Origin of the sequence: Salinibacterium sp. UTAS2018 (genome assembly GCF_004118935.1) — a bacterium.
In the GTDB taxonomy this organism is placed as follows: Bacteria; Actinomycetota; Actinomycetes; order Actinomycetales; family Microbacteriaceae; genus Rhodoglobus.
Window position 1 is genome coordinate 361,822 of record NZ_CP035375.1, and the last position, 13,064, is coordinate 374,885.

At 61.1% G+C, this 13,064-nt stretch carries 14 protein-coding genes; 9 read left to right on the plus strand and 5 right to left on the minus strand.

All coding sequences use genetic code 11. The features are described 5' to 3' along the window. Window positions 1–71 precede the first annotated feature (71 nt). Window positions 72–752 (plus strand): response regulator transcription factor, encoded by a 681-nt coding sequence (locus ESZ53_RS01700; RefSeq protein ID WP_129071252.1) that lies wholly within the window; start codon window positions 72–74, stop codon window positions 750–752. Then, window positions 749–1,990, plus strand: coding sequence for an aromatic acid exporter family protein (locus tag ESZ53_RS01705; RefSeq protein ID WP_246837351.1), 1,242 nt, complete (start codon window positions 749–751; stop codon window positions 1,988–1,990). Before ESZ53_RS01700 ends, ESZ53_RS01705 begins: the two co-directional genes overlap by 4 nt. Here ESZ53_RS01705 and ESZ53_RS01710 read toward each other — a convergent pair. Beyond that, the gene (locus tag ESZ53_RS01710; protein WP_129071253.1) at window positions 1,987–2,994 is read right to left on the minus strand and encodes a diacylglycerol kinase family protein; all 1,008 of its coding nucleotides are present in this window, start codon (window positions 2,992–2,994) and stop codon (window positions 1,987–1,989) included. The genes ESZ53_RS01705 and ESZ53_RS01710 overlap by 4 nt on opposite strands. Before the next feature lie 81 nt (window positions 2,995–3,075). Then, entirely contained in the window at window positions 3,076–3,885 is an 810-nt protein-coding gene (locus ESZ53_RS01715) for a DUF1206 domain-containing protein (protein WP_129071254.1), read from the minus strand. 90 nt (window positions 3,886–3,975) lie between these two features. Here ESZ53_RS01715 and ESZ53_RS01720 point away from each other — a divergent pair, with 90 nt between their 5' ends. Then, the gene (locus ESZ53_RS01720; RefSeq protein WP_129071255.1) at window positions 3,976–4,500 is read left to right on the plus strand and encodes a DUF427 domain-containing protein; all 525 of its coding nucleotides are present in this window, start codon (window positions 3,976–3,978) and stop codon (window positions 4,498–4,500) included. Here ESZ53_RS01720 and ESZ53_RS01725 read toward each other — a convergent pair. Further along, window positions 4,487–5,128, minus strand: coding sequence for a TetR family transcriptional regulator (locus ESZ53_RS01725; RefSeq protein ID WP_129071256.1), 642 nt, complete (start codon window positions 5,126–5,128; stop codon window positions 4,487–4,489). The genes ESZ53_RS01720 and ESZ53_RS01725 overlap by 14 nt on opposite strands. Window positions 5,129–5,239: 111 nt before the next feature. On the opposite strand from ESZ53_RS01725, the gene ESZ53_RS01730 reads away from it, so the two are divergent. Beyond that, window positions 5,240–6,025, plus strand: coding sequence for an SDR family NAD(P)-dependent oxidoreductase (locus ESZ53_RS01730; RefSeq protein ID WP_129071257.1), 786 nt, complete (start codon window positions 5,240–5,242; stop codon window positions 6,023–6,025). Between the two features lie 62 nt (window positions 6,026–6,087). Here the strand turns inward: ESZ53_RS01730 and ESZ53_RS01735 are convergent, their stop codons facing one another. After that, window positions 6,088–7,353, minus strand: coding sequence for a cellulase family glycosylhydrolase (locus ESZ53_RS01735; protein WP_168187170.1), 1,266 nt, complete (start codon window positions 7,351–7,353; stop codon window positions 6,088–6,090). 235 nt (window positions 7,354–7,588) lie between these two features. On the opposite strand from ESZ53_RS01735, the gene ESZ53_RS01740 reads away from it, so the two are divergent. Genes ESZ53_RS01740 through ESZ53_RS01750 form a run of 3 tightly spaced genes read left to right on the plus strand, consistent with a single transcriptional unit; the run spans window position 7,589 to window position 10,347 of the window. Beyond that, window positions 7,589–8,788 carry an SHOCT domain-containing protein gene (locus ESZ53_RS01740; RefSeq protein WP_129071259.1) on the plus strand — a complete coding sequence of 400 codons (1,200 nt, stop codon included), beginning with the start codon at window positions 7,589–7,591 and terminating at the stop codon, window positions 8,786–8,788. A gap of 6 nt (window positions 8,789–8,794) precedes the next feature. Further along, window positions 8,795–10,018 (plus strand): TFIIB-type zinc ribbon-containing protein, encoded by a 1,224-nt coding sequence (locus tag ESZ53_RS01745; protein WP_246837352.1) that lies wholly within the window; start codon window positions 8,795–8,797, stop codon window positions 10,016–10,018. Continuing rightward, window positions 10,018–10,347 (plus strand): growth/differentiation factor, encoded by a 330-nt coding sequence (locus ESZ53_RS01750; protein ID WP_129071260.1) that lies wholly within the window; start codon window positions 10,018–10,020, stop codon window positions 10,345–10,347. The genes ESZ53_RS01745 and ESZ53_RS01750 overlap by 1 nt, the downstream gene beginning before the upstream one ends. A gap of 54 nt (window positions 10,348–10,401) precedes the next feature. On the opposite strand, the gene ESZ53_RS01755 is transcribed toward ESZ53_RS01750, so the two are convergent. Next, entirely contained in the window at window positions 10,402–10,890 is a 489-nt protein-coding gene (locus ESZ53_RS01755) for a RimK/LysX family protein (protein ID WP_129071261.1), read from the minus strand. Window positions 10,891–10,908: 18 nt separating this feature from the next. Between ESZ53_RS01755 and ESZ53_RS01760 the strand changes: the two genes are divergently transcribed. Further along, window positions 10,909–12,099 (plus strand): RimK family alpha-L-glutamate ligase, encoded by a 1,191-nt coding sequence (locus ESZ53_RS01760; RefSeq protein WP_129071262.1) that lies wholly within the window; start codon window positions 10,909–10,911, stop codon window positions 12,097–12,099. A gap of 112 nt (window positions 12,100–12,211) precedes the next feature. After that, the gene (locus tag ESZ53_RS01765) at window positions 12,212–13,063 is read left to right on the plus strand and encodes a M23 family metallopeptidase (protein WP_129071263.1); all 852 of its coding nucleotides are present in this window, start codon (window positions 12,212–12,214) and stop codon (window positions 13,061–13,063) included. Window position 13,064 lies beyond the last annotated feature (1 nt).

Below are 13,064 nucleotides of genomic sequence, written 5' to 3' on the forward strand. Positions count from 1 at the left end.
CAAGGTGGGAGGCTTCACCCCTAGGGGTGAACTTTTCCCCGCGCACCCGATTGCCGCTCTATCGTTGATCTATGACTGCTGTACAGATCGCTCTCGTCAACGACTACGAAGTTGTCGCCCGCGAAGTAGTGGGGATGCTCCGCGCCTACCAGAACCGCATCCGCGTCGTTGAGCTCGACCTCAATAAGCGCGTCGACGACGTGGTGGATATCGCCCTCTACGACACCTTTGCGGGCACCCAGGGAGACCGGGCGGCGGTGCGTGACCTTGCCGCCAACCCCCGGGTCAGCGCGGTCGTTGTGTACTCGTGGAACCTCGACCCGACCCACGTCGCTACGGTGATGAGCAACGGGGCCAACGGCTACATCTCAAAAGGGCTGCCGGCGGCCAAACTGGTGGCCGCTCTCGAAGCGATCCGTGCCGGCGGCGAACGGATTCATCTTGGTGGCGCGAGCGTCTCTGCTGTCGCTGTGGGCGATTGGCCCGGGCGTGAAGAAGGCTTGACCGAACGCGAAGCGGAAGTGTTAGCTCTCATCACTCAGGGCCTCACGAATGTGGAGATAGCCGAACGCACTCACCTCTCGATCAACTCAATCAAGACTTACATTCGTAGCTGCTACCGAACCATTGGTGCCACGAGTCGCACCAACGCGGTGCTGTGGGGGATCGAACACGGCTTCCGCCCCGATCGCGTCAGAATCGAGCATCCGGAACCGACACCCGGCAGCGTGGATGTCGCTGTTAACGCATGAGGCGTCCGAAGCTGCTGAAGCGCCTCACCATCGACGCCAGCAGACTGCAGCCGATCAAGCAGCGTTTGCAACCGGTGACGCAGCGTTTACAACCCGTGACGCAGACGGCGGGGCGGATGCGGTCAGACATCACCCGAACCCGGATGCTGCAGGCCGCCAAAACAGGGCTGGCCGTGGCGATCGCGTGGACGGTCGCGCCCTACCTGCCCGGCGTCGCCGACAACTACCCGTACTACGCGCCCCTCGGCGCCATCGTCGCGATGTATCCCACGCTCATGGGTTCACTCAAGAACGCGGCGCAAACCTTGGGAAGTCTCGCGATCGCGATCGTGCTCGCTGGTGCTGTCATTATCTTCAGCTCGCCGTCAGTGCTCACGATGGCGCTAGCCGTTGGTGTCGGAGCGCTGATCGCGGCCACGGGCTGGTTCGGTGCGAACCGGGAATACATTCCCGTCACTGTTCTTTTCGTGCTCATCATTGGCGGGCCGGATGCCGATGACTACTCGCTCGGCTACCTTGAGCAGGCGACGCTCGGCATCGTCGTCGGGTTGCTCGTTAACCTCCTCATTTTTCCCGCGCTCACCCACAACGCGGTCGACCAGCAATTGTCGAACTTTCGTGCGGTGCTCTCTGATCACCTCGCCGAAATCGCTGAGGCCTTGGCCGAGAGCTGGCCGCCCGAGCGTGACGGGTGGGCATCGGGCAAAGACTCGCTCGTCGTGGTCTCAGGCGAGGTCCGGCAAGCGGTGCTCTTGGCCGATGAGAGCCGTAAGGCAAACCCGCGTGCCCGCCGCTATCGTCGCGATCTGAAAGCGGACTACAACGATCTGGCCGCTCTCGAAACGGTCACATTCCACGTTCGCGACATCACGGATGTACTCACCGGCGCAGTCTGGGGAACACCGATCAAGGTGCAACTTCGTCCTGAAATGCGTCCGGCGCTAAGCGCAGCACTCGCTGCCGTGGCCTCGGCGCTGCGCGACTGGGACACTCTCGAGCACCGCGAAGAATCACACGCTCTCGCAACAGATGCGCTTGCCGATTTGACGGCCGAACTGGATGCCCGCAAAGCTGACGCGAATGCGACAGCCCTGGGGGCCTCGGCAGCAATTTCGATGGACATCGCCAGAATTCTTGCGGCGCTGCACGCCCGACTTGAGCGCGCCGAGGAAGCGGAAGTGGCCGAAGAAGCGGAAGAGGCGGAAGTGGCGGAGCAGGGTGACGACTCCCGCGGTTAGTGCTGAGAGGAATTCGCAGCCTGCGGCATTCGCACGGTCAAGCCGCCGGCTTTAATGCGGCTCTTGAAAGCAATCGCTTTACCGAACTCATCGCCGTCGAGTTCAATCTCTTCGGGGGTGCTCAGGCGGATTGTGAGCTGTTTCGCCTTCACGTAGCGCAGCGCGCGAACGTCTTTCGTGGTGAGAAAATGACCGCCTCGGATGCGGCGCAGCACGCCGTTCTCCCACAGCACCTTTCCCAGAATCTGAGCCCAGCCGATCACTCCCTGAGGGCGCATCACGGCGACATCAAAAAATCCGTCGTCGGGAGCGGCATCCGGCAGCAGCAGCACATTCGCGGTTAGCGAGCCGCAGTTGCCGACGATGACGGTGTGGGCTCGGCCCGATCGTGCGCGCTGTGAGTCGAGACGGTACTTCACGTGCAATTCGCTGCTATCGGCCAGGGCTTTTACGATGGCGCTCACGTACGCGAGCCAGCCGATGCGCTTCTTCAGATCGTCATCGGTGTTCGCGATCATTTTGGCATCGAGACCCAAACCCGCCATGACGACAAAAGCATGCTTCGAGAGAGCGTTGTTCTCATCCCGGATGTCGATGAGCCCGATGTCGACCGCGCGATCGACCCCGGTGAAAGCGGTTCGAACCGCGCCCTCGAGATCATCGAGGGGAATGCCGAGGTTGCGAGCAAAGAGGTTTCCGGTGCCGGCGGGCATGAGAGCCAGAGCGGCGTCACTGTCATGAATCGCCTCGGCGACGGCTCGAACCGTGCCATCGCCGCCCGCGACGATCACGACGTCAGCGCCCGCATCCAGCGCGTCTCGCGTCGCACCGGCTCCTGGGTCTTCCTTGCTGGTGGCGTGGAAGGTGGTTGTCTTCCAGCCTGTCTCATTCTCGAGGACCGTGACGGCCGCCTTGATGGCATCGATGTCGACCTTGATCGGGTTGTACACGACCGCGGCCGAGCGAGACGGTGCTGGTTTGTCGTCAGGCGTCGAGTTCATCATTCTCCCTAGTCAAAGCTGCGCCGAATGGCACGCTGAAACGGTGGCTCGATTGTAGCGCCGAGAGCTGTCGTCAGCGACTAATTACAGGCGGGCGAATCGTGCACGTACGAAGCAGTACACGCCGTAGGCGATGAGTCCCACCGCGATAACAAGAAGAACCACCATGCCGTACGGCAGCGCGGTCAGGCTCGTGAGGGCAGCATCGAGGCCGGACGACTTCTCGGGATCGTGAGTAAAAGCTGCCGCCACAACGAGGATGCCGGCGACACCGATCGCGATACCCTTCGCGATGTAGCCCGCAGTACCGAGCCCCAACACAGCCTTGCGCATCGTGCCACCGGGAACAGACACGTCTTCGGTGAACTTCTGGGTGACGCCCTTGAAGACGAAATAACCGCCGACGCCGACAACGACAAGGCCAGCCACCACTAGAACGCCGACTCCCACCGGGTTCGCCATGAGGTCTGCGCTGACACTGCTTGTGCTGTCGGAGGAGCTGGATGATCCGCCGAGCGCGAATTTCAGCGCGGTGGAACCCAGAGCAAAGTACGTGATCCCCTTAGCGACTTCCGCCCCGAGTTTGGCCCACTTACGCTTTGAATCCTCGGGCTGCATAAGGAACGCTGAAATGACGAGCCAGAGACCGAGGGCGAACATGCCGATGACGACGGCCCACAACAGGAACACCCCGCCTGGTGTCGACGCGAGTTGTTTGAACGCCCCCGACTGATCGGCATCCGTGTCGCCGCCGCCGGTCGCGATGCCGATGGCGAGCGCACCGATGAGGAGATGTACGAGGCCATTGACGGCGAAACCGAGGCGCGCGAGCACGCGGAGGGCGGTGCTGTTGTGGGCGGTTCGGGCGGCTTGGGAGGCGGAGGCGTCATTCACTCGAGCAAGTGTAGAGGAAGGTGTCGAGGGCGCAATGAGTATGTGGCCGCGACTCAGCCGCGTCCCAGCAGCCGACTGCAAAATGGAGTTATGACTCCCGCCGGCTATCCCCGCTCCTTGCCTCGTCCCAAGCCCGTCAAGCCGAAAGCAGGGCAGGAGTCGGTGTGGGATTATCCGCGGCCCCCGCGAGTGGAGCACATGCCCCAGCGCGTTGTCGTGCGCTTGGGTGGCGAAGTGATCGTCGATACAACGGATGCCGTGCGAGTACTCGAGACGAGTCATCCGCCGGTCTACTACGTTCCCCTCGCAGCCTTCCCCGACGGTGTGCTCGTGCCGCGAGCGGGCACCAGCTTCTGCGAGTTCAAGGGCGAAGCTCACTACTTTGACGTTACTGCTGGGGGAGTAGTCGCCGAGCGAGCAGGTTGGATCTACCCGGAGCCAACGCGCCGCTTCGAAGAACTGGGAACGCGTGTGGCGCTCTATCCCGGGCAAATGGACTCGTGCGAGATCGATGGCGAACTCGTCACCTCGCAGGCCGGCGACTTTTATGGCGGGTGGATCACCAAAAATCTCGTCGGACCGTTCAAAGGGGCCCCGGGAACTATGGGTTGGTAACCTCGACCACTTCGAGTTGAATGCCATGAGTGAGAGTGCGTAGAGCTCGCGCCGCCAGCTGTGCTGGCTCTGCCACGGTCGCGTTCTCGCTATCGGCGGCGCTCATCTCGAGCGCCACCCTGAGCGCCTGCGTCGCCGCAGCGGCCACGATACGAACGGTGAACGGGTCGGTGTCAGGCCCGACCAACGTGGCGATGACGGTGCGCAGCTGAGCCTCTGATTCGCCGTTCACCCGGTACCAAACGTCGCGAAGATCTTTGTCGTCGTCGGCGGCGCGAAGAAGTCCTAGTGTCCAGCGCATGGTTTCGCGGTCGGCGTCGGCCGTAGCGGTCAGAACTTGGCGGATGGTGCGCTCAAGCGCCGTTACGACGTCTTCCTGTGGTTGAGCGGCGGCGAGCAATGCCCGCCAATGGCCGGCCCCCACGGTGAGAAGGGGAGCCACGGCATCCTCTTTGGAGCTGAAATAGCGGTAAAACGTTCGCACGGCGATGCCTGACTCCTGCGCAATCTGCTCTGCCGTAACAGCGTGAGCACCGCGCTCAGCGAAGAGGCGCGCAGCCGTGCGCGCGACCTCGAGCTGAGTGTCGAGCTTGCGGCGCTCGGTGAGAGTGGGGGGCGGGGAATCCATGTAAGGAGAGTACGCCGATGGTGCCTATCGCGCACAATAAGCAAGGATGGCACATTGTGCCAGTGTGGCGTACCGTGTAGATACTCCCGTCTTCAACGAAAGGTCACTCAGATGAATCGCTACACCGACCGCCGCGCCATCATCACCGGCGCAGGATCAGGAATTGGCCAAGCCACCGCCCTTCGCCTCCTCGCCGAAGGTGGCACCGTTGCCGCCCTTGACATCAGCGAAGCAGGACTTGCTGACACTGTTGCTAAAGCCGGCGACGCTGCCGATCGCCTCAGCACTGTTGTCGTGAACATCGCCGATGAAGAGTCAGTGCGCGGTGCAGTCGCCGCCGCCGTTGCTCAATTGGGCGGACTCGACGTGCTGGTGAACGCTGCCGGAATTCTCCGGTCAGCGCACACCCACACCATGTCGCTGGCTGACTTCCAACAAATCATCAACATCAACCTCGTCGGTACGTTCTTGATGATTCGCGAAGCCATTCCTGCCCTCAGCGAAGGTAACGACGCCGCGGTCGTAAACTTCAGTTCGACATCCGCAGCATTCGCTCACCCCTACATGGCTGCTTACGCCGCGAGCAAGGGCGGAGTGCAGTCGATGACCCATGCCCTCGCTTCGGAATATGCCAAGCAAGGAATCCGCTTTACCGCTGTTCAGCCCGGATCGATCTCATCGGGAATGACCGACGGCAGCGGCGAGAGCAAGCAGAGTCAGGGCCCCGGCATCCCCGAGGACGCTGACTACTCGCTCTTCGCAAAACTGGGCTCAGCGCTCAAGGAAGGTTTCGCGGGCCCTGAGGCCGTTGCTGGTGTCGTCGCAATGCTCGCTAGCGAAGATGGAGCGTTCATCACCGGAACAGAAGTTCGTATCGACGGCGGTACTCACTTCTAATCCGCAGCAGCAGTGGGGTCGCGGCTAAGCGACCTCACTGTGGCCGCTGTCTTCGTGCTGCCTCAGCGTGCGCCGACGAGCGTCGCGGCGTGGTTGCCCACCACAGCGCACGCCTCGCTAGGGCAGTAGACGGTGAAGCCGTCATAATCCGGATACGGTGTTCCGTCTTCCTGGTCGGACGCCAACATCCAGAACAGAGCTCCATCGACGCCGGCGTCGCGCACTGTCGCGAGCCAAGTCGCGTAAGTTTCGGCGCGCGTCGAGGCGTCCATCACACCGAACTCGCCGAGATACACCGGCTTACCGATAGCGGCGGCTGCCTCTGCGTGTTTCTCAATCCACCCCGTGCCCCAGTCGGTGGAGGTCTGCCAGTGGTCGGGGTAGAGGTGCATCGACATGACGTCGATGTTTCGCAATGAAGCCAGAGCGACGGTATCGACCCCGTTGCCGCAGTTCTCGCCGAAGCCAGCTCCGTGCCCTGAGGCCCCGAACTCGTGCGTGAGCGTCCACGTGTCTTCATCTCCACAGAAAAAACCTTCGTCACCAACGCCCAGGAGATGGATGCGGTCGATGGATTTCACATGACGGCTCATCTCATCCGCCCATTCTGTGATGGTGGCGGTGTCGCACTCTCCATCAGCAAGAGTGCCCGAGCCAGTGCAACTGGGTTCGTTTGCTAGTTCCCACGCGAGGATGGTGGGATCGTCTTTGTACTGCACTCCGGTGATGCTGTTGGTGCGATTCAGCAGCGTCGCAACCCATTCTTTGTACCAGCTACGAATGCGCTCATCAGTGTAGAAAGCGGAGTGCTCGTTGAGTCCTGCCCACTGAACGTATTGGTCCATGCCACCGTAGGCGTTCCAGTTGTTGGTGAAGGGGATGACCAGCTTAATGTCGCGAGCAGCAGCTTCGGCGATCACGAAATCGAGCTTCTCAAGCCCGGTCGCGCCGGTGTTAACGACAGGGGCACCGGCGGTGTCATCCCACGACTGATACCAGATGCCCTCGAAATCGCCGGGGGCGACTCCCGCGCCATCGGTGTCTCCATAGTCTTGAAAGCCCCAGGTGCGGATGACGGTGAGCCCCGCCTCATCTGCGTCGTCGAGCAGCGCCACCACCGTGCTTTCCGGCTTGTGCCCAAGGTAGTAGTTGTTGGCCCCGGTGAACTCGAATCGTTCACCTTGGAAAACAAGTACAGTGCCGTCTGCGCGCACAAAAGTCGCCGCGAATGCGGCGTACTGCACCGCGGCAATGGCGCCGAAGACACAGCCGACGAGTATCACCGATGCCACGAGCGCGGCCACGATCGTACGACGCCGGCGCGTCACGCGAGCGCCACCACCCGCAGTACGAGCGCAGTGAGAGAAAGCATGAGGAGATGGTACCCGCGTGAGAGAGATGCAGAACCAATTGCCAGAACACGAGACACCAGGTAGCCCGACGGGCTACCATGCTGGGAGATTGTCGCTCGCCGATGTTTTGTCGTCCCCGCGCAACACGCTGCACTGACGAAGCCATCTCTATCGGCGCTCGATCCGCACAACGAGTCGACGGGATATGCACATGGGTTTCATCAAGGCGTTCGCAGGGGCAATCGGCGGAACGTTCGCCGACCAGTGGAAAGACTTTCTCACCCCGCCGGCTCACCTTGCTCCTACTGCGGCCATTTTTCCCGCGGTCGCGCAGGGAACCAACGCTGGCCGTGGCTCCAATACTCAGGGCTCCGAGCACATCATCACGAACGGTAGCCGCATCGTCGTGCCCGAGGGGTACGGCCTCGTCACGTTCCAAGACGGCCAATTGACCGGCTTCGTGGGCGAGCCCGGCGGCTTCATTTTCACGTCGGAAGATCAGAACGCCGAGTCATTCTTTGCCGGCGATGGCATCATCAGCTCCACGGTGAAGACGTCGTGGGAGCGCTTCAAGTTCGGCGGGCAGCCTGGTTCTCAGCAGCTCGCGTTCTATGTGAACCTCAAAGAGATCCCCAATAATAAGTTCGGCACTCAATCCGAGATTTATTGGGATGACGCCTACCTCAATGCTCAGGTCGGTGCGATCACCCGCGGTAGCTACTCGCTCAAAATTGTCGACCCGATCCTGCTGGTGAAGAACTTCGTTCCCCTTACCTATCTCGGCGCGTCACCGAAGGTCTTCGACTTCTCTGACCTCGACAATGACGCTGCGAGCCAGCTGTTCAACGAAGTGGTCGGTTCACTCGCTGCAGCGTTCTCCTATTACACAAACGATCCCAGCAAGGGAAACCGCATCGCCAAAATCCAGGGCGACGCTATCGGATTTGCGCAATCGTTGAGTGCTGCTGTCGATGACGCGTACCAGTGGACGACCGACCGCGGTCTCACCATTGAGAAGGTCGCGCTTCAGTCCATCGAATACGACGAGGACACTCGCGCTCTGCTCAGCGATGTTAAGAAGGCGGATGCTCTCGGCGGTGCCCGCGGTAACGCCTTCATGCAGCAAGCTGCCGCCCGTGGTTTCGAAGCCGCCGGCTCAAACGAAGGCAGCGGCGGAGGCGGCGCAGGCATGGCCTTCCTCGGTATGGGAATGAACGCTGCCGGTGGCGCGGCCGGAGGGTTCCAGCAGCCAAATGCAGCTCCACCCCAGCCAGCGGCGCCCGCCGCCGCAGCGGCTCCCGCAGCGGACGACCCCATGGCAAAGTTGCAGCAGTTCAAGACGATGCTCGACCAAGGCTTGATCACCGAAGCTGACTACGAAGCGGCTAAAGCCAAAGTTCTCGGATTGTAGTCCGCGATGTCGATGGATGCTGTCGAACCAGAAACTCCGCCGCCCGCGACAGCGGAAGATGCCCCGCGTGTCATCAATACCGATGACGGGGCTAAGGATGGGCTCGCAAAGTGCGCGCGCTGTGGCTCGACAGAAATCTCGCTGAACGTCGCGACTAGCCATCTGCGGTGCGGATATTGTCGCTTCGAGTGGTCTACCGACAACGCGATCAATGCGTTTAATCTCAACGGTGACATCAGCAAGCTGACAGGCATTCTTGTTGGTTCGGGCTCGAGCGACATCGTGCCGTCTACCGAGGAGATCCTGACGTTCAAGTGCACGGCGTGTGGCGCCGAGGTCGTGATCGACACCAACACGAGCACGCAAGCCCGCTGCCACTGGTGTCGAAGCACTCTCTCGATGAACCAGCAGGTTCCCAACGGTGCTGTGCCCGACATGATTCTTCCTTTCTCAGTAGAGAAAGCGACGGCGGTGGAGAAAATCGCCCACTTTGTCCGCAAGCGTAAGTTCTTCGCGCATCCGACGTTTAGGGCAGAGTTCAATGCTGAAAACGTGATGGGCGTCTACCTGCCGTACATGGTGGTGGACATCAATGCCCACGCACGGTTGTCTGGCCACGGCGAGCATCAAACGCGTTCGTACACCGTCAAAGTGGGCGACAAGAATCAGCAACGCTACGACGCCGACGTGTACGCCGTGGAGCGTGACTTCGACATTCACGTCAACGACCTCACGGTCGAGTCGTCGAGTGACCGTCTCGACCAGAACACGTCAAAAAACTCGAACAACATCATCAACACGATCATGCCGTTCGATGTTGAAAACTCCGTACGGTACGACTCCAACTACCTTGCCGGATTCACCTCAGAGCGTCGCGACAGCAACCTTGACCAGCTCACGCCCATCGCGCACACTCAAGCTGAGGACATCACTCGTCACAAGGTAAATGACACTCTGTCGTTCTATGACCGTGGAGTGCAGTGGTCATCAGAGCAAGTGGAGGTGCGCGGTCAGCGTTGGGTATCGGCGTATCTGCCCGTCTGGCTCTATAGCTATCAGCAGCGAAAATCGAATGGCAAGACGTTCTTGCACTACGTTGCGGTCAATGCGCGCACGGGAGAGACGATGGGCAGCATTCCGCTTCACCAGAGCAGGTTGCTCCTCGTCTCGGGGATCGTGCAGCTTGTCGGCACCGTCATTGGGCTCGTACTCGTGGCGGTGGGGATCTGATGCTAAACGTTGCAGTGTGGATGGCCGAAAGTGGGCAGCTACTCGCCGCCGGCTCGTCAGACGATGACTCGGGAGGCCTCGGCCTCGTCTTCTTGCTCTCCGGTTTTGTCTTTTACTCCGCCATCTATTTTCGTTACCGCAACACCGATAAGCGGCACAGCCATGAGTCTGAAACGGAGGCGACCATGGTGAATATGAAAGAAAAGGACGACTTTGTGCAGTCAAAGAAGGGGCTCACTAACCGTCGGATGTCGGGTGCGAACAACCGAGCGGTGCGAGGCGCCAGAAATAAGATTGCCGACGGCATCGTGGGCAAGTTTCGGCTCTAGCGAGCGAGAGCGGACACGCGAGCGCGCGCCGATGCGCCGGGGATTGCGGCGAAGTTAGCCCTGTCCCTGGTTGCGGCGGCGGGTGACGCGCGGCGGTCGGCCGCCCAGAAACGACTTGCCGGAGTCCACCAGGAACTCTTGACTGAGCGCTTCGCGGCCCACGAGCATCCGAAAGCCCATTTCATCGCGGTTGGTGAGAGTCGTTTCGGCGGTCACCGTATGGCCACAGAGTACGACGTCGATCAGCACGACGATGCGATCCTCCGTATGACCAGACGAACTGCGGACCGCGCGTCGATCATGAATTGCGCACTCCACGACGGCATCATCTTTACCAGACTTCTGCCACGGGCGCACGCGAAAACGAACCCACTCGCTGCCGTCGGCGTGAGTGAACTCTTCGATGTCGTCGGCGTGCAGAGCAGAACTCTGTGCGCCTGTGTCGAGTTTGGCTTTAATCCACGGCACGCCAAGATCGGGAAGGGAAACCCACTCACGCCAGCCTGCAACCGTGTTTGAATGGGTGGGATCTATCACCCCCATATCTTGACAGGTTGTTCCATGAAACTCGCGATCCTCTCCCGTGCGCCGCATGCATATTCCACGCTGCGGCTTCGCGCAGCCGCCGAGCAGCGCGGGCACACCGTCAAGGTGCTCAATACGCTCCGTTTCGCGATCGACCTCACGGGGGAAGAGCCAGATCTGCAATACCGCGGCAAACTGCTCTCGGACTACGACGCCATCCTTCCTCGCATCGGCAACTCGATCACCTACTTCGGCACGGCCGTGGTGCGTCAGTTCGAGCAGATGGATGTCTACACGCCTAACACCTCGAGCGGAATCACGAACTCGCGCGACAAGTTGCGTGCCACCCAGATTCTTTCGCGCCACGACATCGCGATGCCCGCGACCACCTTTGTGCACAACCGAGCGGATGTCGAGATGGCGATCGAACGCGTCGGCGGTGCGCCGGTCGTGATCAAGCTACTTGAAGGCACCCAGGGCATCGGCGTGATCCTCGCTCCGGACACTCAGGTCGCGAAGGCGATTATCGAGACGCTGCATTCGACGAAGCAGAACGTGCTGATTCAGAGCTTCATCTCCGAGAGCAAAGGCCGCGACATCCGCGCCCTTGTGGTGGGTGACCGCGTGGTTGCGGCCATGCGCCGTGTGGCGGTGGGCGACGAGTTCCGCTCGAATGTGCACCGCGGTGGCAACGTTGAAGCGGTCGAGCTCACGCCGGAGTATCACCGTGCTGCCGTCAAGGCAGCGCAGATCATGGGCTTGCGCGTTGCCGGTGTCGACATGCTTGAGGGCAAAGACGGCCCCCTTGTCATGGAGGTGAACTCATCGCCCGGCCTCGAAGGCATCGAGCGAGCCACCGATCTGGATGTCGCGGGCGCGATCATTGACTACATCGCCAATCAGGTGGCGTTCCCCGAGATTGATGTCCGCCAGCGCCTCAGTGTCTCGACCGGTTATGGCGTCGCTGAGATCGTTGTCGGAAGCGACGCGGATTTTGTGGGCAAGCAGCTCGGCGAATCCGGCCTCGGGGAGAAGGACATCACCGTGCTCACTCTGCACCGCGGCTCCAATGTTGTGCCCAACCCTCGCCGCAGCACGGTTCTCGAAGCGAACGACCGCCTGTTGTGCTTCGGCAAGCTCGAAGAAATGCGAGCCATGATCCCGGCCCGTCGTCGTCGCCGTGCGAAGGTGCGCAAGCTTCCGCCCGAGCCGATCGTCGAAAGCTAGGCGTGGCTGAGATCGATAATCTCCCGCTGACCGAATTCGGTTTTCCGGGAGCGCTTCGCGACACCCTCGTGGTGCTCGAGTGTCTTGTGGTTGTCTCTCGAGTGGCTGCAGCATGAGGCGCTTGATTGCGAGTATTTACCGTGCCCGCGTGATCATCCTGTACGTGTCAGTGGTGACGATCTTTGCCGGCACCATTGGGGCGCAAGTAATTTCCGCGGTTGTCGTGCGATCGGTGTTCGAGCTGCTGCCGTTGCTTGGCATCATCGGGATGCTTCTTGTGCTCATTGTGCTGCGACCCGGCGTAAAGCTGTTGACTCAGCACGAGCCTGTGACCGTAACCTCACCTGTTGTTGGTCGTTGGCTCGCGCTTAACAGCCCCGCGACACGTGTGCCCAGCCACGGCGTTCGCGCCTATGGCCAGGCCCATGCGGTCGATCTCGTTTTCGACCCGCTCGGAGGTAATCGGCCAGCCTTCGACACAGGAATTGTGCTGCGCTATCCCAACGAGTACCCCGCTTTCGGCCAGCCTGTGCGGGCCATGGTCGACGGAGTCGTGGTGCGTTCCAGCGATTCCCAGCGCGACCACCGGGCTCGCTCGTCGGTGCTTGGCTTCATGTACATGATGATCGAGGGCACTATCCGTGAGATCGGTGGGCCACGACTCATCGTCGGAAACCACATCACCATCCGCAGCGGCGACGGTATTTACGCGCTCATCGCTCATGTGAAGCAGCACTCTGCTCTTGCAAAAGTTGGCGATTCCGTCGTCGCAGGGCAGGTCATCGCCGCGTGCGGAAACTCGGGAGACTCCAGCGAGCCCCACGTGCACGCTCAACTGATGGATCGGGCATCCGCTTGGACCGGGCACGGGCTCCCCATGCTCTTTTCCGGTGTGATCATCGGCGAGGAACCGGATGAGCGGCTCGCGATGCCGGCTGACAACGAGCATCTCACCGCGGTCTAGA

What these genes read in the sequence shown, in the direction of transcription:
- ESZ53_RS01745 (WP_246837352.1), top strand. Translation starts at nt 8,795, where the DNA reads ATGTCGATGGATGCTGTCGAACCAGAAACTCCGCCGCCCGCGACAGCG.
- ESZ53_RS01765 (WP_129071263.1), top strand. Translation starts at nt 12,212, where the DNA reads ATGAGGCGCTTGATTGCGAGTATTTACCGTGCCCGCGTGATCATCCTG.
- ESZ53_RS01730 (WP_129071257.1), top strand. Translation starts at nt 5,240, where the DNA reads ATGAATCGCTACACCGACCGCCGCGCCATCATCACCGGCGCAGGATCA.
- ESZ53_RS01750 (WP_129071260.1), top strand. Translation starts at nt 10,018, where the DNA reads ATGCTAAACGTTGCAGTGTGGATGGCCGAAAGTGGGCAGCTACTCGCC.
- ESZ53_RS01740 (WP_129071259.1), top strand. Translation starts at nt 7,589, where the DNA reads ATGGGTTTCATCAAGGCGTTCGCAGGGGCAATCGGCGGAACGTTCGCC.
- ESZ53_RS01760 (WP_129071262.1), top strand. Translation starts at nt 10,909, where the DNA reads ATGAAACTCGCGATCCTCTCCCGTGCGCCGCATGCATATTCCACGCTG.
- ESZ53_RS01755 (WP_129071261.1), bottom strand. Translation starts at nt 10,890, where the DNA reads ATGGGGGTGATAGATCCCACCCATTCAAACACGGTTGCAGGCTGGCGT.
- ESZ53_RS01710 (WP_129071253.1), bottom strand. Translation starts at nt 2,994, where the DNA reads ATGATGAACTCGACGCCTGACGACAAACCAGCACCGTCTCGCTCGGCC.
- ESZ53_RS01705 (WP_246837351.1), top strand. Translation starts at nt 749, where the DNA reads ATGAGGCGTCCGAAGCTGCTGAAGCGCCTCACCATCGACGCCAGCAGA.
- ESZ53_RS01725 (WP_129071256.1), bottom strand. Translation starts at nt 5,128, where the DNA reads ATGGATTCCCCGCCCCCCACTCTCACCGAGCGCCGCAAGCTCGACACT.
- ESZ53_RS01720 (WP_129071255.1), top strand. Translation starts at nt 3,976, where the DNA reads ATGACTCCCGCCGGCTATCCCCGCTCCTTGCCTCGTCCCAAGCCCGTC.
- ESZ53_RS01700 (WP_129071252.1), top strand. Translation starts at nt 72, where the DNA reads ATGACTGCTGTACAGATCGCTCTCGTCAACGACTACGAAGTTGTCGCC.